Source organism: Streptomyces albofaciens JCM 4342, assembly GCF_008634025.1.
Lineage (GTDB): Bacteria > Actinomycetota > Actinomycetes > Streptomycetales > Streptomycetaceae > Streptomyces > Streptomyces albofaciens.
Genome location: NZ_PDCM01000002.1, coordinates 697,468 through 719,879 on the forward strand (window position 1 = coordinate 697,468; position 22,412 = coordinate 719,879).

Annotated in this window: 20 protein-coding genes; 7 read left to right on the forward strand and 13 right to left on the reverse strand. The window is 70.3% G+C overall.

The genetic code is table 11. The features are described 5' to 3' along the window. Nucleotides 1-15 precede the first annotated feature (15 nt). Entirely contained in the window at nucleotides 16-606 is a 591-nt protein-coding gene (locus CP973_RS23550; protein ID WP_150244724.1) for a TetR/AcrR family transcriptional regulator, read from the reverse strand. An 82-nt stretch (nucleotides 607-688) separates the two neighbouring features. Here CP973_RS23550 and CP973_RS23555 point away from each other — a divergent pair, with 82 nt between their 5' ends. Further along, nucleotides 689-1,606: a class I SAM-dependent methyltransferase gene (locus tag CP973_RS23555; protein ID WP_150244727.1), complete on the forward strand. Its 918-nt coding sequence runs from the start codon at nucleotides 689-691 to the stop codon at nucleotides 1,604-1,606. Between the two features lie 316 nt (nucleotides 1,607-1,922). On the opposite strand, the gene CP973_RS23560 is transcribed toward CP973_RS23555, so the two are convergent. Then, on the reverse strand, nucleotides 1,923-2,873 hold the full coding sequence (locus CP973_RS23560) for a GlxA family transcriptional regulator (protein ID WP_150244730.1): 951 nt from the start codon (nucleotides 2,871-2,873) through the stop codon (nucleotides 1,923-1,925). Nucleotides 2,874-3,148: 275 nt separating this feature from the next. Here CP973_RS23560 and CP973_RS23565 point away from each other — a divergent pair, with 275 nt between their 5' ends. Continuing rightward, entirely contained in the window at nucleotides 3,149-3,616 is a 468-nt protein-coding gene (locus CP973_RS23565) for a DUF2269 family protein (protein WP_150244733.1), read from the forward strand. After that, a complete protein-coding gene (locus tag CP973_RS23570) occupies nucleotides 3,613-3,906 on the forward strand; it encodes a DUF3817 domain-containing protein (RefSeq protein ID WP_150244736.1) in 294 nt (97 codons plus the stop codon). Before CP973_RS23565 ends, CP973_RS23570 begins: the two co-directional genes overlap by 4 nt. A gap of 55 nt (nucleotides 3,907-3,961) precedes the next feature. Here the strand turns inward: CP973_RS23570 and CP973_RS23575 are convergent, their stop codons facing one another. The 5 genes from CP973_RS23575 to CP973_RS41660 form a co-directional block, all read right to left on the reverse strand. Beyond that, nucleotides 3,962-4,648: a phosphoribosyltransferase gene (locus CP973_RS23575; protein WP_150244739.1), complete on the reverse strand. Its 687-nt coding sequence runs from the start codon at nucleotides 4,646-4,648 to the stop codon at nucleotides 3,962-3,964. A gap of 59 nt (nucleotides 4,649-4,707) precedes the next feature. Further along, nucleotides 4,708-6,057: an erythromycin esterase family protein gene (locus tag CP973_RS23580; RefSeq protein ID WP_208853289.1), complete on the reverse strand. Its 1,350-nt coding sequence runs from the start codon at nucleotides 6,055-6,057 to the stop codon at nucleotides 4,708-4,710. Beyond that, nucleotides 6,047-6,727: a dienelactone hydrolase family protein gene (locus CP973_RS23585; protein ID WP_150244742.1), complete on the reverse strand. Its 681-nt coding sequence runs from the start codon at nucleotides 6,725-6,727 to the stop codon at nucleotides 6,047-6,049. Before CP973_RS23585 ends, CP973_RS23580 begins: the two co-directional genes overlap by 11 nt. Before the next feature lie 506 nt (nucleotides 6,728-7,233). Continuing rightward, complete coding sequence (locus CP973_RS23590) at nucleotides 7,234-8,244, reverse strand: DMT family transporter (RefSeq protein ID WP_150244745.1); 1,011 nt, start codon at nucleotides 8,242-8,244, stop codon at nucleotides 7,234-7,236. 489 nt (nucleotides 8,245-8,733) lie between these two features. Beyond that, nucleotides 8,734-9,375, reverse strand: a complete 642-nt coding sequence (locus tag CP973_RS41660; protein WP_341874882.1) for a peptidoglycan recognition protein family protein — start codon at nucleotides 9,373-9,375, stop codon at nucleotides 8,734-8,736. 34 nt (nucleotides 9,376-9,409) lie between these two features. Between CP973_RS41660 and CP973_RS23600 the strand changes: the two genes are divergently transcribed. Genes CP973_RS23600 through CP973_RS23610 form a run of 3 tightly spaced genes read left to right on the forward strand, consistent with a single transcriptional unit; the run spans nucleotide 9,410 to nucleotide 11,559 of the window. After that, a complete protein-coding gene (locus CP973_RS23600; RefSeq protein ID WP_244409961.1) occupies nucleotides 9,410-9,850 on the forward strand; it encodes a WXG100 family type VII secretion target in 441 nt (146 codons plus the stop codon). Beyond that, nucleotides 9,847-11,133, forward strand: coding sequence for a WXG100 family type VII secretion target (locus CP973_RS41100; RefSeq protein ID WP_244409962.1), 1,287 nt, complete (start codon nucleotides 9,847-9,849; stop codon nucleotides 11,131-11,133). The genes CP973_RS23600 and CP973_RS41100 overlap by 4 nt, the downstream gene beginning before the upstream one ends. A gap of 21 nt (nucleotides 11,134-11,154) precedes the next feature. Further along, nucleotides 11,155-11,559, forward strand: a complete 405-nt coding sequence (locus tag CP973_RS23610) for a hypothetical protein (protein WP_150244748.1) — start codon at nucleotides 11,155-11,157, stop codon at nucleotides 11,557-11,559. Between the two features lie 1,157 nt (nucleotides 11,560-12,716). Here the strand turns inward: CP973_RS23610 and cas6e are convergent. From cas6e to CP973_RS23640, 6 genes are all read right to left on the reverse strand, one after another. Continuing rightward, complete coding sequence (gene cas6e / locus CP973_RS23615; protein WP_150244752.1) at nucleotides 12,717-13,541, reverse strand: type I-E CRISPR-associated protein Cas6/Cse3/CasE; 825 nt, start codon at nucleotides 13,539-13,541, stop codon at nucleotides 12,717-12,719. Between the two features lie 4 nt (nucleotides 13,542-13,545). Next, nucleotides 13,546-14,409: a type I-E CRISPR-associated protein Cas5/CasD gene (cas5e, locus tag CP973_RS23620; protein WP_150244755.1), complete on the reverse strand. Its 864-nt coding sequence runs from the start codon at nucleotides 14,407-14,409 to the stop codon at nucleotides 13,546-13,548. After that, nucleotides 14,406-15,554 (reverse strand): type I-E CRISPR-associated protein Cas7/Cse4/CasC, encoded by a 1,149-nt coding sequence (gene cas7e, locus CP973_RS23625; protein ID WP_150244758.1) that lies wholly within the window; start codon nucleotides 15,552-15,554, stop codon nucleotides 14,406-14,408. Before cas7e ends, cas5e begins: the two co-directional genes overlap by 4 nt. 54 nt (nucleotides 15,555-15,608) lie before the next feature. Next, nucleotides 15,609-16,271, reverse strand: a complete 663-nt coding sequence (gene casB, locus CP973_RS23630) for a type I-E CRISPR-associated protein Cse2/CasB (protein WP_150244761.1) — start codon at nucleotides 16,269-16,271, stop codon at nucleotides 15,609-15,611. Then, nucleotides 16,268-18,070, reverse strand: coding sequence for a type I-E CRISPR-associated protein Cse1/CasA (gene casA / locus CP973_RS23635; RefSeq protein WP_150244764.1), 1,803 nt, complete (start codon nucleotides 18,068-18,070; stop codon nucleotides 16,268-16,270). Before casA ends, casB begins: the two co-directional genes overlap by 4 nt. Nucleotides 18,071-18,174: 104 nt before the next feature. Then, a complete protein-coding gene (locus tag CP973_RS23640; RefSeq protein ID WP_244409963.1) occupies nucleotides 18,175-21,084 on the reverse strand; it encodes a CRISPR-associated endonuclease Cas3'' in 2,910 nt (969 codons plus the stop codon). 79 nt (nucleotides 21,085-21,163) lie between these two features. Here CP973_RS23640 and CP973_RS23645 point away from each other — a divergent pair, with 79 nt between their 5' ends. Next, the gene (locus CP973_RS23645) at nucleotides 21,164-22,402 is read left to right on the forward strand and encodes a hypothetical protein (RefSeq protein ID WP_150244767.1); all 1,239 of its coding nucleotides are present in this window, start codon (nucleotides 21,164-21,166) and stop codon (nucleotides 22,400-22,402) included. Nucleotides 22,403-22,412 lie beyond the last annotated feature (10 nt).

Sequence of the window (22,412 nt, forward strand, 5' to 3'; positions counted from 1 at the left end):
CCGCCGGCCCCTCACCTAATCCCGCACGACCCCGCCCATCACCGCGGCCACCACCTTGCGCACCGCCTCGGCCCCCGGCCGTTCCCCCATCCGGTCGGCGAAGAGCAGATGGCCGCTGCCGATGAGTGTGGGGGCGAGGCTGTCGATGTCGGCGTCCGGCGCGATGCGGCCCCGTTCGCGTTCGGCGGCGAGATAGCAGGCCAGGGCGGCGGCGGCTTCGGTGAGCAGCGGGATGCCGGCCGGCGTGGTGCGGCGCAGCCGTGCGCGCAGTTCGTCCCGGGAGGTGACGAGGCCGACGATCGCCACCGCGACCGGCCCGAACAGGTCCGTCAGCGCCTCGGCCAGACGGTCGACGACGGTACCGGTCCCGGCGGCGTCGCGCAGCGCGGCGGCGCGGCCGTCCATCCGGGCGATGCGGTCCCGTACGAGTTCGGCGAGGAAGGCGTCGAAGTCGTCGAAGTGCCGGTGCAGCACGCCTTTGGCGCAGCCCGCCTCCGTGGTGACCGCGCGGCTGCTGAGCGCGCTCGGCCCGTCGCGGAGCAGGACGCGTTCGGCGGCGTCGAAGAGCTGCTCGCGTGCGTCGCGGATGGCCACCCCTGTCGGCACCGTGTGTCTCCTTCTCCGTACGCCGGAGTGCGTCCCGCGCACCCCGTTGACGAGTGGGCACTCGCCCACTCATAGTGGGCACATGCCCACTATACCGTCGGAGGGCTCGCTCCCTCCTGCCCGGGAACCGGCGCGCCAGCCCGCTCCGGAGCCGCGCCACCCCGCTCCGGCGCCGCACCGGCACCGAGAAGTGGCCGAGTCGTTCGGCGCGGACGCCGAACGCTACGACCGGGCCCGTCCCCGCTACCCCCGGGCCCTGATCGACCGGATTCTCGCCGCCGTGCACGACACCGCCGTCCACGACACCGCCGCGCCCGACACCGTCGCGCGCGGCACCGATGTACTCGACGTCGGCTGCGGTACGGGCATCGTGGCCCGGCAGTTCGCGGCGGCCGGATGTCAGGTGCTGGGCCTCGACGTGGACGCGCGGATGGCCGCACTGGCGCGGCGGCACGGGCTCGAAGCCGAGATCACGGCGTTCGAGGCCTGGGAACCGGCCGGCCGGACATTCGACGCCGTCGTCTCCGGGCAGACCTGGCACTGGGTGGACCCGGTGGCCGGGCCCGCCAAGGCGGCGCAGGCGCTGCGGCCCGGCGGTCTGCTGGCCGTGTTCTGGAACGCGGGCAGCCCTCCGCCCCAACTGGCGGCGTCCTTCGCCGAGGTCTACCGCCGGCTGATGCCCGACTCGCTCGCCGCCCGCCAGTGGTCGGTCCCGGCCGCGGACGCGTACGGCGCACTGTGCGACCAGGTGGCCGACGGCATACGGAAGGCGGGCGCGTACGGCGCTCCGGAGCACTGGCGCTTCGACTGGGAGCACACGTACACCCGGGACGCGTGGCTGGACCAGGTCCCCACCACCGGCGGCCACATCCGGCTCTCCCCCGCCGAGCTGGAGAAGGTGCTGTCGGGCATCGGGGCGGCCGTCGACGCGGTGGGTGGCGGCTTCACGATGCGGTACAGCACGCTGGCGGTCGCCGCGACGCGGAACGGCATCGGCTGACCGGACCGTTGCACGCGGGACGTTCGGTGGCGCCGCCGCTCACCCCAGCAGCGGCACCAGCGCGTCCCTGCGCAGAGGGGCGCCCGTGTCCCCGCACGAAGGCGGCGTCCCAGCACGGAGGCACGCCCGCGTCCCCGCATGAAGGCGGCGTCCCTGCATGAAGGCGCGCCCGTGTCCCTGTACGAAGGCGTCCCCGTATCCATATCCAGGGCACGTGAGCGCGCCACCCGTCCCCCGGCCCGCCAACTCCCCTCCCCCATCCCCCAACCCCACTCGTCCGCTCACGACCTGAAGGACACGGAGCGCCCTTCTGCCATCAGGACCCGTTGGCCCGGAACGCCGAGCGATACGACTGCGGCGTCACCCCGACGACGCGCTTGAACCGTTCGCGGAACGCGGTGGGCGAGCCGAAACCGGCCTGGGTGGCTATGCGTTCGACGCCGTGGTCGGTGGTCTCCAGCAGGAACTGCGCCTGGCGTACCCGGGCACGCAGCAGCCACTGCAACGGTGTGGTGCCCGTCTGCTCCCGGAAGCGGCGGCTGAACGTCCGCTCGCTGAGCCCGCTCAGCGCGGCCAGCTCGGCGAGGGTCACCTCCTCGGCGAGGTGGTCCTCGATCCACTTCAGCACCGGCTCCAGCAGCGAGCCCCGCGGCACCGGCGGCTGCGCGTGCACGATGAACTGCGCCTGCCCGCCCTCCCGTTCCAGCGGCATCACCGCCAGCCGCGCCGAGTCCGCCGCGACCGCCGAGCCGAAGTCCCGCCGGATGATGTGCAGGCACAGGTCCATCCCGGCGGCGGCCCCGGCGGAGGTCAGGATCTGGCCGTTGTCGACGTAGAGCACGTCCGGCTGTACGTCGACGCGCGGGAACCGTTCGGCCAGCAGGTCGGCCGCCACCCAGTGCGTGGTCGCGCGCAGCCCGTCCAGCAGTCCGGCCTCGGCGAGGATGAACGCGCCCGTGCAGATGGAGGCGATGCGGGTGCCCGCGGCGGCGGCAGCGCGCAGCGCGTCGAGCACCTCCGGGCCGGGCGGCGCGGCGGCCTCCGAGCAGCCGGGCACGACGACCGTGTCCGCGTCCCGCAGCGCCTCCAGGCCGTGCGGCGCGACGATCGTGAAGGCCTCGGAGTCCACCTGGGGCTCCGGTGCGCAGACCCGGACCCGGTACGGGTTGCGCCCGTCCGCCAGCCGGGCGCGCCCGAACGCGTCGATCGGGCAGGCCATGTCGGCCGCCACCACCTGGTCCAGCACCAGGACCGCCACCGTATGCATGCCGGACACGGTAAACGAGAAGCCGCCGGTCGCACATGCCCAGGTCGTGGGGGTGGGCCGACGGTCGTCCCAGGCGGGACCGAGTGGCGGGAACCCGTTGGAAATTGTCATTTCAGCCCCTGGGGTGCCGGTCCGGGCCCGGCCTAGCCTGACGCGGCACGTTCCCGGGCGGTGGCGCGGCAGCACGCCGCCCGTCCTTGCCTGAGCGACGAGAAAGAGCACCCCGCCATGTCCCAATCTGTCGACGAAGCCACTCGGCGGTCCGGAGCCGTCCGGTGACCAAGTTCCTCCTCGCCGTCCACGTCCTGGCCGCGATCATCGCGGTCGGGCCGGTGACCGTGGCGGCCAGCATGTTCCCCGCGGCCGTCCGCCGTGCGCAGGCGGCCGGGCCGGACGCCGCCGGCCGGTCCGGCGTACGGCTGCTGCACCGCGTCTGCCGCGTCTACGCCGCCCTCGGCATGGCCGTGCCGGTGTTCGGCTTCGCCACCGCCAGCAGCCTCGGGGTCCTCGGGGACGCCTGGCTGATCGCCTCGATCGTGCTGACCGCGGCCGCGGCCGGGGTGCTGGCCCTGCTGGTGCTGCCGGGCCAGGAGCGGATGCTCGGCCGGCTGGAGGGCTCCGGGCCTCCCGTGGACCGCGGCGCCACCGCGCGGCTGGCCATGCTCACCGGCACGTTCAACCTGCTGTGGGCCGTGGTGACGGTCCTGATGATCATCCGTCCCGGCTCCACCACGGGGGTGTGACCGTGCGCCGCGACCGCCCGGCCCTGCGCATCGCCGCCGCCGTCGAACTCGCCTCGCTCATCGTCCTGCTGGGCAACCTCGCCACCGCGCACCTGCCCGCCATCTCCTCCCTGGCCGGCCCGCTGCACGGCTGCGCCTACCTCTTCACCGTGGTCGCCACCGCCCGTGATCCCCGGCGTACCGCGACGGCCGTCGGCCTGGCCCTGCTGCCGGGCGTCGGCGGCATGCTCGCCGTACGGCGCCTGACGCGGGGCGCGGAGCGGGGTGACGCGGTTCCCGTACGGGAATGACCGTCCGCCGGAGTGGTACCCGGTCACGGGTGATCGTCCGCCCTAGGGTGGCGAGTCACGCCATGGAAGGCGACGTCCCCAGCAGCGCGATCACCTCGTCATCGCTCACCTGCCCGAAGTCGTCGTACCACTCGCCGACCGCCCGGAAGTGGTCCGGCTGGTGCAGGACGAGCACCCGGTCGGCCTCCTCGGACAGTTCGGTGGCGGCGTTGCGGGAGCCGACGGGTGCGGCCAGGGCCAGGTGGGCGGGCTGCCGGCGGCGCAGATGGCGCAGTGCGGCGAGGGCGGTGAGGCCGGTGGCGAGGCCGTCGTCGACGAGGAGCACGGTCCGGCCGGTGATGGCGGGCTCCGGGCGGCCGCGGCGGTAGAGGTCCTCGCGGCGGTGGAGTTCGGCGCGTTCGCGGGCCACGGAGGGGGCGAGTTCGTCCTCGGACAAGCCCAGGAACTGCAGGGCCCGCCGGTCGAAGACGGGCGGTTCCTCGGCGACGATGGCGCCGATGCCGGTCTCGGGCGAGCCGGGTACGCCGATCTTGCGCGCCACCAGCACGTCGAGGGGTGCCCGGAACTCCCGGGCGACCTCCGCGGCCACCGGGACGCCGCCGCGCGGCAGTGCGAGGACGAGCGGGTCGGCCGCCCCGTACGGCCACGCGGCGGCCTCGTCGGCGTCGGCCGTGTCGTCGTCCGGCGAGCGCAGCCACTGGGCGAGGGACCGGCCTGCGTGCCGGCGGTCGGTGAAGCGCATGGTTGCTCCTTGCCCTCGGTCGGGAGGGGCGTTCGGGGGCGGTGGCGGCGGGGCGCGGGTCACTGGCCGGTGGGCCAGGTCTCGGCCTCACCGGTGGCGGGCGGCTCGGCGTGCAGCGGAGTCAGGGCGTGGGTGCGGTCCAGGTGGATGAAGGCGTCGTAACGCTGGTCGAGCGTGGTCGGCACGTAGTTGGCGAACGCCTCGCGTTCCGGCCGGTAGACGACGCCGATGGCCCGGTGGTCACGTCGTGTGCCGGACCAGCCGGCCGGGCGCGGGACCTCCGGGTGCCGGCCGGTGGCTGCGTCCCGCGGCGGGAAGACGAACAGGGCCCGGTCCTCGGGGAAGACCTGGTGGAGCAGTTCCTCCACGCTGCCCGGCCGGGCCTCGGGCACGGTCACGGCCCGGGGTGTCGCTCCCCACTCGCTGCCGGCGACGACCGTGCCCTGGTACGAGCCGAAGCCGACGAGCACGACGCCGTCCGCGGAGTGCCGCTCCCGTACGAGCCGGCCGATGTTCACCAGTCCGGCGGCGGCCATGTCGGTGGCCCGGGCGTCGCCGACGTGGGTGTTGTGGGCCCACACCACCGCTTTGGCGCCGGGGCCGTGGTGGGTCGTCAGCCGGTCGAGGGTGTCGGCCATGTGGTGGTCGCGGATGTTCCACGACTCGGGTCCGCCGTGGACCACCGACCGGTAGTACCGCTCCGCCCCGGCGAGGGTTTCGGCGTTCTGGAGCGCGGCGAGTTCCGCGACGGACGAGGCGCCCTCCGGGCGCCGGGCGCGTTCGCGCAGCGACACCAGGAGGCGGACCACCTCGGGTTCGCACCCGGAGGGCAGCATCCGGGTCGCCAGGGCGTAGCTCTGCGGGTCCTGCTCGTACGGTTCCAGGCAGCGGTACGCCTCCACCGCCTGCTCGACGTGGTCCGGGTGGTGCTCGCGCAGGTAGGCCAGCACCGCGTCCAGCGACTCCCACATGCTGTAGACGTCGAGGCCGTAGAAGCCGACCCGCTCCCGGGGCGCGAGGCCGGTGTTGTGCTCGCGCAGCCACCGGGCGAAGCGGGCCACGTCGGTGTTGGCCCACATCCAGCGCGGCCAGCGGCGGAAGCGCTCCAGGACCTCCCGCGGGTCCTCGGGCGCGCCGGGCTCGGCGGTGACCGAGCAGTGCAGGTCGAGGCAGTCGGGCCAGTCGCTCTCGACGGCGACGAAGGAGAAGCCCTTCTCCGCGATCAGCCGCTCGGTCAGGCGCGCCCGCCACCAGTAGTACTCGGCGGTGCCGTGCGACGCCTCGCCGAGGAGGACGTAGCGGGCGTCACCGATCCGGTCCAGCAGTGGGTCCAGCGCGCCGGGGTCCGGCAGCGGTACGGCCGCCTCACGGATCGTTTCCAGGCCGGACGCCGCCGGTTCAGCGGACATCGCCGCCGCTCCTGTGGTGGCCCGCGGGCTCCGGCGGGTGCAGGAACCAGTTCCGGGCCGACTCGGTCACCCGCTCCAGGGTCCCGGGCTCCTCGAAGAGGTGGCTCGCGCCCGGCACGATCTCCACCTCGCAGGGCGCCCGCAGCCGGGCCGCCGCCTCGCGGTTCAGCCGCAGTACGTCGGTGTCCAGCTCCCCGACGAGCAGCAGCACGGGCGCCTGTACGTGTTCCAGCGATTCCTCCGCCAGGTCGGGCCGGCCGCCGCGGCTCACCACGGACCGGACCCGGGCGGGCCGCCGCTCCGCCGCCACCAGGGCCGCCGCCGCGCCCGTACTCGCGCCGAACAGGTGCAGCGGCAGTTCCCGGGTCGCCGGGTGCTCGCTCAGCCAGTCGACCGCCGCGACCACCCGCTCGGCCAGCAGGGGGATGTCGAAGCGGTGCTGCCGGGAGACGGCGTCCGCCTCGGCCTCCTGCGGGGTCAGCAGGTCCGGCAGCAGCGAGGCCAGACCGGAATGGCGCAGCGCGAGGGCGACCGCGCGGTTGCGCGGACTGCGCCGCGAGCTGCCGCTGCCGTGGACGAACAGCACCACGGCACGCGGTGAGTCCGGCAGCTCCAGATCGCCGTCGAGCACCACCCCGCCTGGTGCGGACACGGTTTCCTGCGTTGTCACTGCATCCTCCTTCCGGCACGCACTCCGGACAGCGCCGGCCGCACACGCGCGCACCCGGACCGAACCGTTCCTCCTCGGCCCTGAGGGTTCCTCACAACCCACCGGGCAAACCCATGCCCACCCGCCCTCGTCAGGTACCGCGCCACGCACTTCTTATCCTGTACGCCCCACCGGGTTCCGCCTATCGGCCGAGCGCCGTACGGCCGGGGCCGCCGTACCGGCACGGGCCGGAACGCCACCGTCCCGCCCGCCTCCCCGTCAGCCCGTATCCAGCCGATGCGCGGTCCGCCCCAGCCACTCTCGCCGAGCGAGCCGGCGGTGACGACCGTCGTGCCGTACACCGCGAGCGGGGCGGCGTGTCCCGGCCGGGGAAACGGGGACCGAAGTCCCAGGTCGTGTCTTGTGGATCGGCCTGGAGCAGCCCGCGGCGTCTGGTGATGTGGGCACCTCCCAGCGGTAGCCGGGGGGGGGAACGTCGCGGGCCCAGGATGATCCGAAAACGCGGCCTAGCTGTATTGCTCATGAGCGTTGTTGACAGTCCGCTCGGCGACCCGCCGCCCCTCGCCCGCCTTCTCGGGAACGAGCGCCGTGCCCTTCCGCCGGGCGAGCCGTCCGTGCAGCGCGGCGAGCACGGCGCCCGTCAGCAGCACCAGGGCGCCCACCGTCTGTACGGTGCCGAAGGTCTCGCCGAGGAACAGGACGCCGCACACCGTGTTCACCACCGGCACGGTGAACATCATCAGCGAGGCCGAGGCGGGGCCCACGGCCGCGACGCCCCGGTAGTACAGGAGGTTGGCGACGGCGGCGGCGCCCAGCGCCAGGTAGGCGGCGTTCAGCCAGACGGCGGACGGCAGACCGCCCCAGTCCACGTCCGGAAGGTCGGGGGCCGCGACCACGCCCAGCAGCAGGGCCCCGGCGCAGGTGGCGTACGTGGTGGCGCGCAGTGGGTCGATGCCGGCAAGGACGCGGGGGCCGGCGAGGGTGTAGGCCGCCCAGCACACCGCGCTGAGGAGGAACAGCGCGTCCCCGGCGAGCCGTGTCGGACTGCCGTGGGCGCTGCCGCCCGCGCCCAGGAAGAAGATCGCGGCACCGGCCAGTCCGAGGCCGAGTCCCGCCAGGCGCGCCTTCGATGCCCGTTCCCGTCGGGTCAGCAGGAGGAAGAGGCTGGTCAGTACGGGGCTCATGACCGGGATGAGAATGCCCGCGTCGAGCGACGGCGCCAGCGACAGCCCCCAGAAGAAGAACCCGTTGTAGGCGAACACGCCGACGATGCCTGCCAGGGCGGCGCGGACGGCGGCCCGGGACGAGGGCTCGGCCTTCGCTTGGCCGAGCCGCTTCCCGAAGAGCGCCACCCCGACCAACAGCGCCAAGGCCGCACCCCCGAACCGGAGGAGCGCGGCCACCGAGTGCGGCACGTGCTCCACCACCGACTTGGAGCTGGAGAAGGCACTCCCCCACAGCACCATGGTGATCGACAGCAGCAGATACGGGCTGTTCCGGCCCCTCGTCCTGATCATGGGACGACTGTGGCAGCGGTGGGCTCCACACGTCTTGAACGCTGGTTCGCCTGTCAGAGCTTGGCATGACCACCGCCGTCGGTCGGGGGCCGTTCGGGCGCGGCGGCAACGCAGCCGGCGGGTGACGAACGGGCCCGGAGATATGTACCGTGCGTCCGCGCACACACGACCGTTCCGCGCTGTTTCTAGCAGCTCGCGGTGGTTGCTCGTCGCACCATGCCGCGTCGATTTCCCAATCTTTTCCCAGTTGATCACGCGGTCCGGTTCCGGGCCGCCCAGGGGAGAGGCGGATCCGGCGGCCTTGGACCGGCGTTCAGGAGCGCGTCACGGTACTGATGGGGCTGAGCCTTCCGGCCCTGGCCAACGACAACGGCACCCTGTGCCTGGTCGTCCCATGAGTCGTGCGGCGAACTTTGAGCTGTGGATCGTGGTACCCCAGCGTGGAGCTCTGCGAGGTCAAATTCTGGCGATCAGCACGTGTAATGACAGCTATCCGAAGATGAGGGCCCCCACGCCTGATGGAAGGGGCAATAACACTGCCAGGCCCACCACGGGGCACACGAGGACCAGACACGGCTGTCCGGTCCCGCCAATCACGTGGTAGGCCCCGAGCCACTGTGTCCAGCCGTGACGGCGGCGGAGGGCCGCAGCCCACCGCACGGCCGCGTCGAGCTGCGTCTCGGGCCACGGATCCGTGCCGGTGCCGCGGTTGACCAGTTCCAGGCCGTAGAAGCGGACGTTGCCGTCTGTGGTGGCCTGCCGGTGCAGCGGGAGCGGGGACCGTTCTGCGATCACCGTTTGCAGGACGAGGGGTCCCCCAAGCCCGCGTGATTGACGTGGCCGTGGCCCACCACGCAGATCAATCCGTCCTCGGTGCCCACGCTGTGGCACAGCGGGCCCGGCAGACCGGGGCGGCCGTCGTAGCACAGTTCCACAGAGGCCAGAGGGCCGGATGAGGCGGTGTGGTGGATCATCACGCCGTGCACACTCCCGGCGGTTTCGGTGGTGGGTCCGCCAGCTGCGGTACTCCCGTACCTGGCAGCCCTCGGCGCGCAATGCCGCGAGGAACTGGTCTGCCGTCATGGGCAATGTCATGAGGTCTCGCTCTCTCACTGCGCAGCAAACGGCCATGTAGTGCCGAGGAGTTCCGGCCACCCTGCGGTATATGAACACGACTGATTACTTGAGCAGTGAACGTCTTCCAGTAGAAGCGACTGAAGCGTTGTCAGTGGCTCGCGATAGGTTGTGGGAACACGCGAAAGCACAGTTTCTGGGGGGACCTATGGCCGGTGACGGCTTCGACGTAGACACGGACCAGCTCAAATCCGCGGCACCGCGTTTCCACCGGGAGGCGGACGCACTGGCGAAGGCGACGCAAAAGCTGAAGGGGTCACTGGACGGGCTGGGTTCGCCGTGGGGGAATGACGAACAGGGCCAGAAGTTCCAGCACGTCTACGCCCCGCACCGCGAGCAAATAGAAAAGGCCGCCCAAGCCCTGGTCAAGGGATTGGAAAGTATTTCCAAGTCCATGAAGGACATGGCGGACAACCACGAAGAGGCGGACCGCTCCTCATCCTCCGGCTTCCGGGACGGGGGTGGGCGATGAGCGCGGCGGACAAGGCCAAGGAGATCGTCCAGGACCTGACCGGCATGTGGTGGCCGGAAGGAGACGAGGACGAGCTGCGAGAGGCCGCCCGGGCCTGGCGGACGTTCGCCGACGATGTCGAGGACGTCACTGCCGCGGCGCACAAGCCTGCCCAGGACGTCATCGACAACAACAAGGGCCCGGGCATCGAGGCGTTCGGTGAGTTCTGGCGCAAGTACCACGGCGGCGGCAAGGGCTACCTGGACGATGTGGCGTCCGCAGCACGGGACATGGCCAAGGCGCTGGACAAGTTCGCCGACCAGATCGACGAGGCCAAGACGAAGATCCGGCATGAACTGGAGATCGCGGGGGCGGTACTGGTCGCCGGGACGGCGCTCGCGCTGTTCACCGGCGGCATCAGCGAGATCGCGGCGGCCGGTGCCACCGAGGCGATCATCGCCGCGGCCGGCATGGCGGGGGTGGCCGTCTCCGCCACGGTCGCCGAGATCGCCGGGACGGTGCTGGCCACCGCCGCCATCGGCAGCGTCGAGGCGATCACCGTGGACGTGGTGGTGGCCCAGGGCGGCCGCAACCTCCTCGGCGACCAGCACGGCATCAACCTCGCCGAGATCAAGGACGCCGGCACCTCCGGCCTGCTGTTCGGCGGAGCCTTCGGCGGGGCCGCCCGCGGCGCCAGGGCCGTGGCCGACGCAGGCGGCATCAAGAACGTCCTGAGCGGCATGAAACTGGACGGCCTCCAACTCCGCCCTGCCCTTGACCAGATGGGCAAGCGGCGCACCTGGGAGCTGTACCGGGCGGAGAGCTCGGACGCCATGGCCCCGCCCGCCAGAGCAGGTGACGATGTCTTGCCGTCCGGTCATCCGATCTACCACGGAAAGCAGACGACCACCATTGGCTACGACACCCGCACCCTGTCGAACGCCGAGCGCGTGCGACGTGTGCCGGGCCTTCACGACATCGTGGTGCACGGGACGGATGAAGGTACATTCATCGCCGGGCACATGAACCCAGCGGGTAAAATGAAGACCACTTACCACATCAGCCCGCATCAGGTAGTGGAAGCAATCCGCAACAACCCGAACTACACCGGCGGTCCTGTGCGACTGGTCTCCTGCCACTCGGGTGCTGGAGCCGAGCCGCTGGGGCAGTCAGTGGCGAATGAACTGGGTGTCCGTGTTTATGCGCCGACTAACCGCATGGGAGTGGACCGCAAGCTGGGGATTCAGGAACCCGTCATCGACAAGGGCGGATACTGGCGCATATTCCTTCCCATCACTGACTGACATCCACGATTGCGAGGAACGATGATCCGCCGAGTAGGGTTTTTCGCAGAAGGCAACGAGGACGGCGACCCCGCTGTCTACAGCGAGTCACTGACCTTGGCCATAGAAGGCCCGCCAGCGCCTGACGAGGACCGGGTCCTGTCCTACCTCAAAGGAGGTGAGGAAATCTACAGCACCATGGGCGCGGAGCGTGACGCCATTTCCGGAGACGAGTGGATCGGTGGCGCCGGGTCGCTGATGACGGATGGCGAATGGGTCTGGCCTGTCGATCTCGTGCACTACCTCTCGCGTTACCACATTGCCCTTCCAGCCGATTTCCTCGACCATGTGCGGAAATCCGGGTACCAGGCTCCCCAAGTACCGGACGAGCGCTCCCGAGAAATCATGGCAGAAATCTTCCCCCGGCGGCCTTCCCCCTGGCAGTAGCACCCAGCACGCCGCCCGGCCCACACAGCGCTCAGTCGAGGAAAAACTCGATGCTATTGAGGTTGATCCACGTCGGCGCGAAGGCGTTGCTGTCGTGACTGTGCGAGCTGCCACCATCCAAACCGGTGGCCGCCGTACCGTCCCAGCCTCCGGAGACTGAGAGTGGTCCCCGCGCGTGCGGGGCTGTTCCCACTTCGGGGTCGGCCTGGGCACAGATCGCCTCGTGGTCCCCGCGCGTGCGGGGCTGTTCCCTGGCTCGGCAACCCCTTCGGGCTCGGCTGGGCGTGGTCCCCGCGCGTGCGGGGTTGGTCTCGGTGCAGATCCACGGGTACGTGACGAACCTGTGTGGTCCCCGCCCGCGCGGGGCTGCTCGAGCTGTGTTCCGCGCGGATGCGGGGGTTAGCCCCAAACGGGATCGCGCGGTCCCCCGCGCTCAGGGCGAACTCCGCATCCGGGCCTCTATCACCACCGAGATCTGGGTGCTTCCCGCCTGTCCGGATCCCCTCGCCGCTCGCAGGCGGCGGTCGCGTCGGCAGTTGCCGGGGTCGCCCCCGTACTGCTCAACGGGCCCCTTCAAGCGAATGCACAAATCGGTGTCTGCCACGCGTCACCCGCCACCAGCCAGTCCCTGCGGCGGCCGTTGTAGTCACCGCCAGAGCGCTTCCACACGGCCGCCAGTGGGATTTCAACCCCGCGCGGCGGGGACCACCTAGGCGATTTAGCCGAGGTCGGAACACCCCTGGCCCGTTCAGGGACGGCACATGCATCATGCCGTAGTCCCGTCCATAAACAAACGCCGCTCCGGGGCACCTACAGCACCCCACGTATTCCTAGTACGTCATCCCCCAAGGGGCGCCCTCTTACCTACCACCGACCAGGACACTGCATGGAACACCTCAGCTAACGACGGATTGTGGAGCGGCACCTGCGATGACAAAGCATGCTCACACCAAACCCAACCATCTGAACTTATCGATTTCAATGCCCTGCTTCCCCGCCTGGAGCTTCATGGCCAGCAGTGCCTGCGCTATCCGGATCATGCAGGAGCAGATGGCGCCCACCACCGTCTGGTCACTGACAGTCCTTGGCTCCGTCGCTATGGTCTGCGAGACGCTTGGAGCCGCCCTCAACAAGCATGAGCTCTGACGAAGTCGCCATCATCCAGCTGCCACGCCCTTGATCGGCGCCAAGGTCAACAATCCGCACCCGTATGCCTTCGCTGGGCCAATGCCGTTCAACAAGTGGTGCGTCAGCGCCTCAGCGTTGGTGACCCGGAGGCGGCCCTCGAAGGTGACGCTGTTGATGACGACCCGTGGTCCGCGGCCGTTCTTCGCGAAGGTGCGTCGGTGGCGGGCCGTGATGCGTACCTCGCGGGGGACCGCGTCGGCCCGGTCGGGGGGAGCCTGCGTGGCTGTGCGGCCCAACGCGGCCGAGTTGGCATGTTCGACCTCCATGCCGGCCGCCGGGGGGTCCGTGCGCGAAACCGGTACGGCGAAGCCCCAGCGTTCGGTTCGCTGGAGGAACCAGCGGAGTTGTTCGGTAGCGGTACGGTGAGCCATCCGGAATCCGCGCCGGCGGACGGGGGCCTGTTCCGCGGCGATGCGCTTGCGCTGCGCGGCCGTGGGAGAGATGGGCGTCGGTGAATTCTGCACGGGGTTGGCCGTGAGGCGGAAGGAGAACTCGCGGCCCGGCTCGATGAGGGCGAGCAGGGGGGCGTAATCACGTACCAGAGCGTGTTCCCCGTCCGCGTCCGGCCAGCCCGCCCGCTCCACGATGTGCGACCAGTCTGGGCGGGCACGGGTGAGGACGGTCAGGTGCGGACGGTGCGGGTCGTCGGAGTCCATCCTCCACAGTGGCCGCTCGTCGGTCGCCGTGCCCGGCAGGCCTCCCATGACGGCTCCGTGTACGGTGTGCGGGCTCTCCAGATAACGTCGGCTCTCCGCGCGCAGCGGGTTGATGCGGATACGGGACAGGTACGGCATCTGCTCACCGGCCCAGGAGTTCGAAGGGGTCGTGTATGTCCTCGCCCGCCTCGATCTCCGTGGTGGCGTCGGGGTGGGAGAAGCCGGTGGGGATGCGCAGCCATTCCTGGCGTACCCTGCGCCCCACGAACGCGCGGTCGTGCGGGTCGAAGGACAGTGGTACGTCCTGCAGCACGTCGTCACCGTCAGCGTGTTCCAGCGTCACCGAGCACGGCACGGTCGCGGGGCGGAACGGTCCGTCGAGGCCGCGTCGGCGCCCCAGCTTGTAGGCATAGTTGCTCTTCGCCCGATCCGATGCCTGCCAGGGCAAGTCGCGGAGCACGCTCTCCAGGCGTCCACTCTCGATGCCGAGGACGATGGGCTGTGTAGGCGGGCACGATCGACGGCCGAGGGCGAGAAAGAAGCGCGGTGCCCGCACAGCCGCGACAAGCCGGTGCAGCAGCTCGGGCCTGCCCTCCAGCGCCACGACGAACAGTGCGTCCTGGAGGTAGTAGCGGGATGTGACGTGGGTGTACTTGGCGGGTGCAGTGGACCGCTGCGTGCCCTTGGCCGAGACACCGGCCTGGGGCAACGGCGTTCCGCGGAAGTCACTGACGACGTGGTAGTCCCGCAGCAGAGTGCCCGGGACATCGGCTCGCACGCCCATGCGGAGGGCGGTCAGCTCGTCCAGTGGCGCTCCACGAGGAAGGCCCAGAGCCGCCGCGAGAAGTCCGGTGACACCGGATTTGGTGGGTTCGGGCCTGGTGTCGCGGACGTTGAAGGCACCTTGAGCGCCCCAGGACTGAAGAGGCCCCGCCAGCCGCAGCACCAGGACGGACCGGTCGTCGGGAGCGGTGCGGCCGGGTTCGTCGGTTGCGGGGAGAGTCATCGTCCCGCCTCGGCGATCGCGCTGGACAGGTGCTCATCCAGGCCGTTGAGCAGCTCCGGGAAAGTGCCGGCAGGCCCGAACGCCTCTTCCAGTGCTTGCGCCGTCTCGTCGCGGAACGCGTGGCAGACCGCGGTGAAGGCAGGAGAGTCGCCCCAGCCGTCGACGGCGGTGCGGTGCTCGGCGGCGAGGCGGCGAGCGGACTCCGCGGCAATTCCGGCGGAGGGAGCGACAGGGTCCTCGTACGCAGTGACGAGATTGACCGGCTGGTCGGGCCGTACGACGACCGACACCAGGCTGGGCAGCGTCTGGTGCGCGAAGGAATTGCGGTACCCGCTGGGCACGGAGCGGGCGAAGGAGGTGACGAACTTGCGGATTCCCTCGATGGCGGCGGTATCGTCCCCGAGGTTCTCCCGGAGCTGCGGGAGACTGACGGTGGCGTACCGGTAAAGCGTCGCGGAGTTGAATCCGATGGTACCGATCATCCCGGCTCCGGTTTCCCGTTCCTCCTCGGCGAGGTCATCGACGGCGGTGAAGTAATCGAACTCCAGGGACACTGCATGGGTGGAAAGGGCATGGGCGACCTGGACCGCGGCGTCGACGCGCAGTGTGGCGATGTCGGCCACCATCCGGCCGAAGAGTGCCACGTCCAGGGGATGACCGCTGCTGAATTGCTCCTCCACCGCCAGCTTCTCGACCTCGGCCTGCAACTCCTTGTCGTCGAGGGCGGCAAGTTCGGCGGCACGGTCGCTCACCAGTCCCGCGACGTTGTCGAGCTGGCGGCGCCCGTAGAAGAGCAGATAGGCGGTGTCGCCCTTCTTGCGCCCCGCGCTGATCTTCAGCGGTGCCAGCAGGGCGTCCGCGAGCCTGCTCGCGGGCTCCTCGGCCAGTCCGGTGCGTACCTTGAGGACGCTGGTCAGAGCGCTCGCGACCCGGCGCGTGCGGGTTGCGAGGTCGTCCGCGGGCATGTGCTCGGTGAAGTGCATGCGGGTGGCGCGCTTCCATGCTTGCGACGAGACTCGCGAACGGCGCGTGCCCCCGTAGTAGGCCTCCTTGGGGTTGCCCTGGTCATCGCGGTTGAGATTGGCCGGAGGCACGGTCTGCAGGATGTGTACGTCGACGTACAGGCGGGGTGGGAGAAGCGTCACGGAGGCTCCGGTCGGGTCGGACGGATGGTCGGTCGGTCGGGGGCAGCGGGACGGTCAGCTTCCGGGTGGCACGGTCGAAGTGTTCCGGTCCGCCTCGGTTGCTGCCGCGGCATCGCGGTTACCGGTGCTCTCTTGGCTGCCGCGCGCGTAGTAGTTCAGGCCCCACCGGCTGCGGACCCACTTCCGCGGTTCCGCCTTCTCCCACATGCTCAGATCGCGCATGAGTTGGTCGTAATCCAGCGGTATGGCCTGCCCGCGCAGTTGGGTGATCAGGCCGCGGAGCCGGTAGAGCAGGGCTGGGACGGAGGTGGTGGTCGCTGCGGCCTCGACTCTGCGGTCGAGGGCGCTGTCGAGGAACTTCCCGCTGTCGCGCAGCCTGCGTAGTGCTTGACCAAGATTGACGTGCCTCCGATGCATGGGGTGTCTCTGGCCCTGCTGATGAAGGCCGTAGAGCGTCACCGCACCGTGCTCCGCATGGAGCTCGGGAGTGAGATCACCGTCCGTTCTCGTGGCGTAGTACGGCCACAGCGCCATCACCGAACCGGCCGGCTGACCGAGCCCCGACCTCAGATCCGCCAGTTCCTCACCGGGCGGACCGTTGTCTCGCACCGACGGAATCCAGTTGCCGTCGGCTTGAAGATAACGGTGCCAATAGGGCAGTCGGTCCACTGCGGTGTTCTTCGGGGCGGGGGGTGGAGGGTTGGTCACGGTGGTCACTGCTCCGTGGTCAGCGAGTCGTCGGTGGTGTCCTCCCGCGCCTGCCGGCGGGCAGTGCGGCGGAAGAGAATTCTGTAGAGGTTGGCCCTGAAAAAGGCTTCGGCGCTGCTCTCGCGCGCGATCCGGTTCTGGCCGTCTCTGCCCTTGACCTCCCGGCCGGTGAAGGCGGATGCCGCGTTGCTGGCCGAGAGCAGGTCGTCAGCGATTCGCCAAGCCTCTCGGTAGGCCCGCTCCTCCCATGCGAGCAGACCTTCCTCGGTACGGTCGAAGTCTTCTTCGCCTACTTCGCGCAGTCCCACCAGGAGCCGCCGTACCAGTGGGTCGAGGGCGTGCAGCAATGTCTCGCCCGGGTACTGCCATGCGCCAAGGGGCGGCGGTGGCGCTCCGGCTGCACGGCGCAGTTCAGCGGCCAGGGCATTGACGGCTCGGGCGAGCTCTTCAGCCTGTTCGACGACCCCGAGGAGAGCGCCGCGGACGTCGCTGTCAGGCCGCAGCGCGGCGAGCGGCAGCGGAATCTCGTCGTGGTAGACGTCTTCGATATTGCCGAGCTTCGTCCCGTAGCGGGTACCGGTCAGCTCAACCTGCGCGCCGTAGCCCACGGGAAGGTAGTCGGACACTTCGACGAGCTGGCTCAACAGGATGCTGGTGTGGAAGCCGTCGGTCTCCTCTTTGGCGTGCTCCTCCACGGTGGACTTGCCCACCGCCAGCAGCGCGTCCAGTCCGCGCCAGGCCGCTCGCCCCGCCCGGTGCCGTACGGGACGGAAGTGACTCTCCTCCCCCTTCCGCTCTCTACCCTCCCCTTTCCGCTCTCCCCGCTGTGCGGACCGTCGGGCCCGGGTGCGCGCGCTGTCGACATGCCAGGCCGTATGGGGCTCGTGATCCACGTCGAGGAGCAGCCGGTCACCGGCGGCGACGACGGCCCGCGAAACGCGTAGTTCCCCTTCGGACGTCGTCTCGGGGACGAGGCGTACGCGCCGTGCCTGCCAGGTCCACACGTCGAGCAGGCCTCGGGCGGCCCGGGTGGTCCAAGCGGGTGTCGCACAGGAAAGTGTCGTCGTCACGTCTCCCTCCTTGGCGCGACGCCGCCACTGCGGGAGGTCGTTCCTGAGGGGCTGCCTGCCGTACGGGATGTTGAGCAGAAGGGTCTCGTAGACCGTCGTGCCCAGAGGCATGACGACTCCCAGCTGGCCGAGGGGTCCGACGGGATTGCCGGTGGTCTTCCCCGCCTTGGCGTCCGGGTCGCCGCTCGCTCCGGTCTTGATCGCACCGGTGTCCCAGCAGTGGACGTGCAGCAGCCAGCGCGCTGCCTGGGCCGGGGTCAGTGCCAGGCGATCGCCCTCGGTACGGGAGGAGAACAGCGGTACGTTGTTCCCCAGAGCCGCGGTGGCGACCAGCACGGCGGCACTCTTGGTCGCATCCCCCGAAGTGGTGAGACCGGCCACTTGGGCGAAGGGGTCATCGGGGGAGAAGAGGTCGAAGAGGTGGTGGTGGGCGTCGAGGTAGGCGGTCAGACGCTCTCGCTGCGCCTCGCTGAAGCGGCCGACGGTGAACATGTGCCCCCACGCAGTCGCGTCCTCGGGAAAGCCGAGGGCATCCACGACCAGGGGCAACAGTAACTGGCGGTAGATCGCCGGTCGTTGTGTCGTGAAGTCGACCAAGAGCTCGGCGTAGAGATCGGCACCGAGCAACAGCTCACGGACACTGATGTCGGACGGGCGCGCGGACAGATGGTTCCCGGCCTGCTCGGCATCCGGGCGTCTGCGCACAGACAGCCACGGTTCGTCCAGCAGATTCCACAACGCGCATCCCCCTCGACACGGCCGTCACCGCCCGAACTGCGGTGCCAAGTCAGCTTTCCACATCTCCGGCTCACATCACGGGCAAATGAGCGATTGCACCGGATCTACCGCCCATCCGCGGGGCCCTCGTCGACCAGGCCCAGGTCAGCGTCATACCGCAGGCGGCGTCCTGCGAGCACCACGCGGTGCCGGGCGTCCAACACCAGTGCGTTACGGTTCTTGAGTCGGCCGTGCTTGTCCTTTACCCACGCGGCCAACGGGCGCAGCACGACCGGCTCCGTGGGGGCGTACTTCGCGGGAAGCTCCATCGTGTGGGTGAGGAGCTCGTCGACAAGCTCTGCGGGCACGCCTCCGCCGTCGCCCAAGGCCGTACCCGACAGCATGCGGTAGGCCCCGGCCTCCCGGACCACCACCACAGCTTCCGCCGACGGCTGCTCACCGCGCACGAGTGCCGACAGGCCTCGGCCACCACGCAGCACGGGTGCCGCCACGTAATGCAGACCTGCCAGAGTGCCTCCCTCGCCGTTGCCGCGCCGGGACAACAGCAGGCGGCGCGCTTGGTCGGCACGGCGATCCCGTACGTCCCGCCATTCTCGTTGCGCTGCTTCTGCCGCCTCACGCCAGGTGTCAGGCAGGGGCGGCGGGTCGTCATACCCCATCGCCACCAGGTCCGGGGTCCGGCTGGGCAGTTTCCAGGGCGTGCCCGTGCCACGCGCTGCTTCCAGGGCCAGGTGGGCGGCGATCAGAAGCGGGTACCTGCCGTACCGCTGCTCACAGTCACCCAGGAGCCGGGGCGGGCCTGAGGCGTCCCCCACCCCGCTCGACGACGCGTCGCCGGTGGCCATCCCGGTGATCAGAACGCGCGGCGTACGCAGCCGCGCGGGCCGCTCGCGGTGCGGGGCGCGGTGCAGCCGGCCGATCCGCTGGAGCAGCAGATCGACCGGAGCCAGGTCCGTGACCAGGAGGTCGACATCGACGCCGAAGGACTGATCGGCGACCCTCGTGGCGACCACCACCAGCCGATACGGCCTCTCGCCACCGTCACGCGGGGAAAGGACACGCAGGCAGTGGTCCGTGCGCTGCGCGCGGTCCCGTGCGGTCATCTGCTCGTGCAGCAGGACGGCACCGTCCAAGCCGACGTGGTCACGTACCGCCTGGTAGAGGGCCTGGGCGCGCGACGGTGTCTCGCGTACCACCAGTGCACAACCGCCGGCCGACAGTTCCTCCGCGAGCCGACCGGCGAGAGCCGCGTCGGCGGCCTCGGTATCGGGGTGGGACACGTCTTCGGAACAGATCTCGACGGCGTACACCCGGTCGGGACGGACGCCTCCACAGCCCCTCACCCCTATGACGGGAGACGCCCCATCGCCAGGCGACGTGCACACCGCTGTGACGCGGGCACGGCCGCCCGAGGGGGCGGGCTCCGCCACGCCCTCTGATTCGGGGAGCGGCCCGCCCTCATACTCCGCTCGGCCGGTCGTCCCTGCCAGGTAGGCGTCCGCGACCTGCCGGCGCTGCCCGGCTGCCAGCGCCGCCGACACCAGCACCACCGGGACACGGGCTTGCCCGAGCCAGCGCAGTCCTTCCTGAAGGAACTGGAAGCCGTGGACGTCTGTCGCGTGCACCTCGTCCAGGACCACCACCTTGCCCAGCAGGCCGGCCATCCGCATGGACGCCCAGTTGCTGCGCGCGGCGGCGTACAGCAACTCGTCCACCGAGCTGACCACGAACGGGCACAGCAGCCCGCGCCCGGTGCCGAAGAAGAAGGAAGAAGGACCCTGCTCGTCAGCCAACTCCCCCTGTTGGCCAGCGCGTTCTTCGCCGCAATCGCCGATTGCCGCCGCTCGCTGCTCCGCGGTCGCGTGGTACAGAGCCGTCCACTCGGGAGCGAAGTTGTCCCACAGGTGCAGCAGAGCGACTTGTGCGCCCAGACCCGCTTGCGTGGTCTCAGCCCACTCCCGGACGTCACGGAACGTGGGGTCGGCCGTCGACCAGCGCGGCATACCGACGAATACTCCGTCGAAGCCGAAACGAGCCGCCATGATCTCCGCGCCCATGAGACCCGCCCGGGTCTTTCCCTCCCCCGCGGCAGCTTCGATGATCAACATTCCGGCAGCGGGCATCGTCCGTGCCGTCTCGGCCACCAGTTGCTGTACGGGCCGCAGCGGCTCCCCGTACCGCCGCTCGAACCCCTCGGCGTCAGGTACGGAGAGACCGTCCCAGCCACGCCGCAGGCCCAGAGCCCTCCATGCCTTGGCCGCACGCTCACGTGCCCCGTCGAGGGTCACCTTGGCAGGGTCGTCGATACCGACGAAGTACTCCTTACTGCTGGCCATTTGGTCAGCCATCGCGATGAGGCCGGCGAGGTGCAACTGGAGAGCGCGCGTCGGCACTTCGGCAGGCACCAGTTGGCTCACCGGCTCCAGTCCCAGCAACTCACCCACCAGCCGCAGCAAGGCGCTCTGGACCACGGGCCACCGCCCGCGCCCCTCCGCCTGGCCGCGCGTCGGCGGGGGCGGCCTGAGCGCACTGGGCAGTGGGAAGAAGCCGTGGTGTCCGGCGGTCAGTGGCCAGACCCATTCCACGTGCTCAGCCGGCCACCCTTCGCCAGTCAACAGGCGTCTCAGGAGAAAGCCACCGGCACGCTCATGTGCCCACTGGTAGCGCGTGACAGTCGGCTCATGCCAGGTGAGCCCGGCTTCTCGGGCCCTCTTCGCCGCCGAGGGGTACTTGCCTTGCCATGCCGGGGTCGCCTTGCCCAGGTCGTGCAGGGCGGCGAGCCACATGAGCAGCTCGCGCCCCTTACCGGCCCCTCCGGCCGTCCGGTCCAGCATGTCGCGGGTGGCAGGCGCGAGGAAGTCGTCCCAGATGCGTTCCGCGACCGCAGCCGTATCGAGCATGTGGGAGAGGAGCAGATTCTCGGTTCCGCCCGCGTATTTCGCGGTCTTGCCGATCAGTGACCACACCTGCCGCTCGACGTTCCCGTCGCACGGGTCGCCGGTTTCTCCGGTCACCACTCCCCCACACAGTTTCGGCGTTCCGCGGCGAGAAGGCCGCTGCGATGCCCCTAACAGGGTGTGCCATTCTGCCTCCATGACGGAGGAGACGCTCCCGGTACCAGCCCTTCCCGCCGCCTTCGACGGGGACTTGCTCACGGACTACGTACCGGACGCGCTCGGCGCCGCAGACGTCCGCCACCTCCTGTCCATCGGCCGGCCGCTCGACGACGAGCCGCTCCACGTCGGCCGCCTACGGGTTCCGCTCACTCGGCGCGTGGAAGTCGTCCCCATCATCTCGTGTGCCGCTCGTGCCCGCATGCTCCATCTCGCCGAGCAGGCACTGAGCGTCCATGTGCCGCGTCCCGAGGTGTTCAGCTACCGCTCACTGAGCTGGCAGTACCGACCCGCCTACCAGGCGCGGCAGCGCCACCTGCGAGCGTTGGCCGCCCGCGCCGACCTCCCCTTGGTTCTCGCCCTCGACGTGCATCGGTTCGGCCGGTCCGTCCCACTGGACGCCCTGGTTCAGGCGCCTTGGATGACCGAGGGACTGGCCGACGCCCTCACTGCCCTGCACGCCGTCGCCGGTCGTAGCCTGCTGCCGGGGCACCGTTGGGCCAATCGACTCGCTACGGCGGTGCTCGCCCCCCTGGACGACACGGTGGCGGCCCTCGCACCGGGCCGCTGGGCGCGCTGGGGCGACGACCTCCACGTCTTCGTACGCGACCAGGCCGAGGCCGACGGCATCCGCGCTGCTGCGGCGAACGCCCTTCAGCGACTCGGACTACGCCTCTCGGCAGAGAAGAGCACGGTCACGCCGGCCGCGTCCGTGCTCGCTGGGTCCGCCCGTGTCATCGAGGGAAGCGCCGAAAAGATATGGCAGGCCGGTCTGGCCGACGGCGATGTCCGCGCTCTGCGCTTCGCGCTGTCCCGTACCCCGCCGGCTGACACAGTCAGCCGGACGCTCGTCAACGCGGTCCGGGATCGTCCTGGTCTCCTTCCGCGCGCCGTCCACTACATCGACCGGGCGGTCCACTCACCTCTGGGACAAACGGCCGCCAAGGAGCTGCTGGGCGCTTCGCCACCCGACGCGTTCACAGCCGCCCGCCTGCTGCCCCTTGCGGTGCGACATCCGGGACTTGTCCCCGCTGTACCCGACACGTTGACGGCGGCCGGTAACCGATCCGCGTTCCTCCCGCTCCGCGAAATCGCCTTCCGGGTCGACGTGTTACGCGGACAGCAGCACACCCACCCGCCCACACCGCGCATGCGCCGCTGGCTGGCTCAAGGCGCCCCTCGCCACAGCCATCTGCCGCAGGTGACTACCCTGTTGTGACGTGGAAGCA

What these genes read in the sequence shown, in the direction of transcription:
- CP973_RS41660 (WP_341874882.1), bottom strand. Translation starts at nt 9,375, where the DNA reads ATGGCCGTTTGCTGCGCAGTGAGAGAGCGAGACCTCATGACATTGCCC.
- CP973_RS23580 (WP_208853289.1), bottom strand. Translation starts at nt 6,057, where the DNA reads ATGTCCGCTGAACCGGCGGCGTCCGGCCTGGAAACGATCCGTGAGGCG.
- CP973_RS23560 (WP_150244730.1), bottom strand. Translation starts at nt 2,873, where the DNA reads ATGCATACGGTGGCGGTCCTGGTGCTGGACCAGGTGGTGGCGGCCGAC.
- cas5e (WP_150244755.1), bottom strand. Translation starts at nt 14,409, where the DNA reads ATGACTCTCCCCGCAACCGACGAACCCGGCCGCACCGCTCCCGACGAC.
- CP973_RS23600 (WP_244409961.1), top strand. Translation starts at nt 9,410, where the DNA reads ATGAACACGACTGATTACTTGAGCAGTGAACGTCTTCCAGTAGAAGCG.
- CP973_RS23555 (WP_150244727.1), top strand. Translation starts at nt 689, where the DNA reads ATGCCCACTATACCGTCGGAGGGCTCGCTCCCTCCTGCCCGGGAACCG.
- CP973_RS23590 (WP_150244745.1), bottom strand. Translation starts at nt 8,244, where the DNA reads ATGATCAGGACGAGGGGCCGGAACAGCCCGTATCTGCTGCTGTCGATC.
- CP973_RS23610 (WP_150244748.1), top strand. Translation starts at nt 11,155, where the DNA reads ATGATCCGCCGAGTAGGGTTTTTCGCAGAAGGCAACGAGGACGGCGAC.
- CP973_RS41100 (WP_244409962.1), top strand. Translation starts at nt 9,847, where the DNA reads ATGAGCGCGGCGGACAAGGCCAAGGAGATCGTCCAGGACCTGACCGGC.
- CP973_RS23575 (WP_150244739.1), bottom strand. Translation starts at nt 4,648, where the DNA reads ATGCGCTTCACCGACCGCCGGCACGCAGGCCGGTCCCTCGCCCAGTGG.
- cas6e (WP_150244752.1), bottom strand. Translation starts at nt 13,541, where the DNA reads ATGCCGTACCTGTCCCGTATCCGCATCAACCCGCTGCGCGCGGAGAGC.
- CP973_RS23645 (WP_150244767.1), top strand. Translation starts at nt 21,164, where the DNA reads ATGACGGAGGAGACGCTCCCGGTACCAGCCCTTCCCGCCGCCTTCGAC.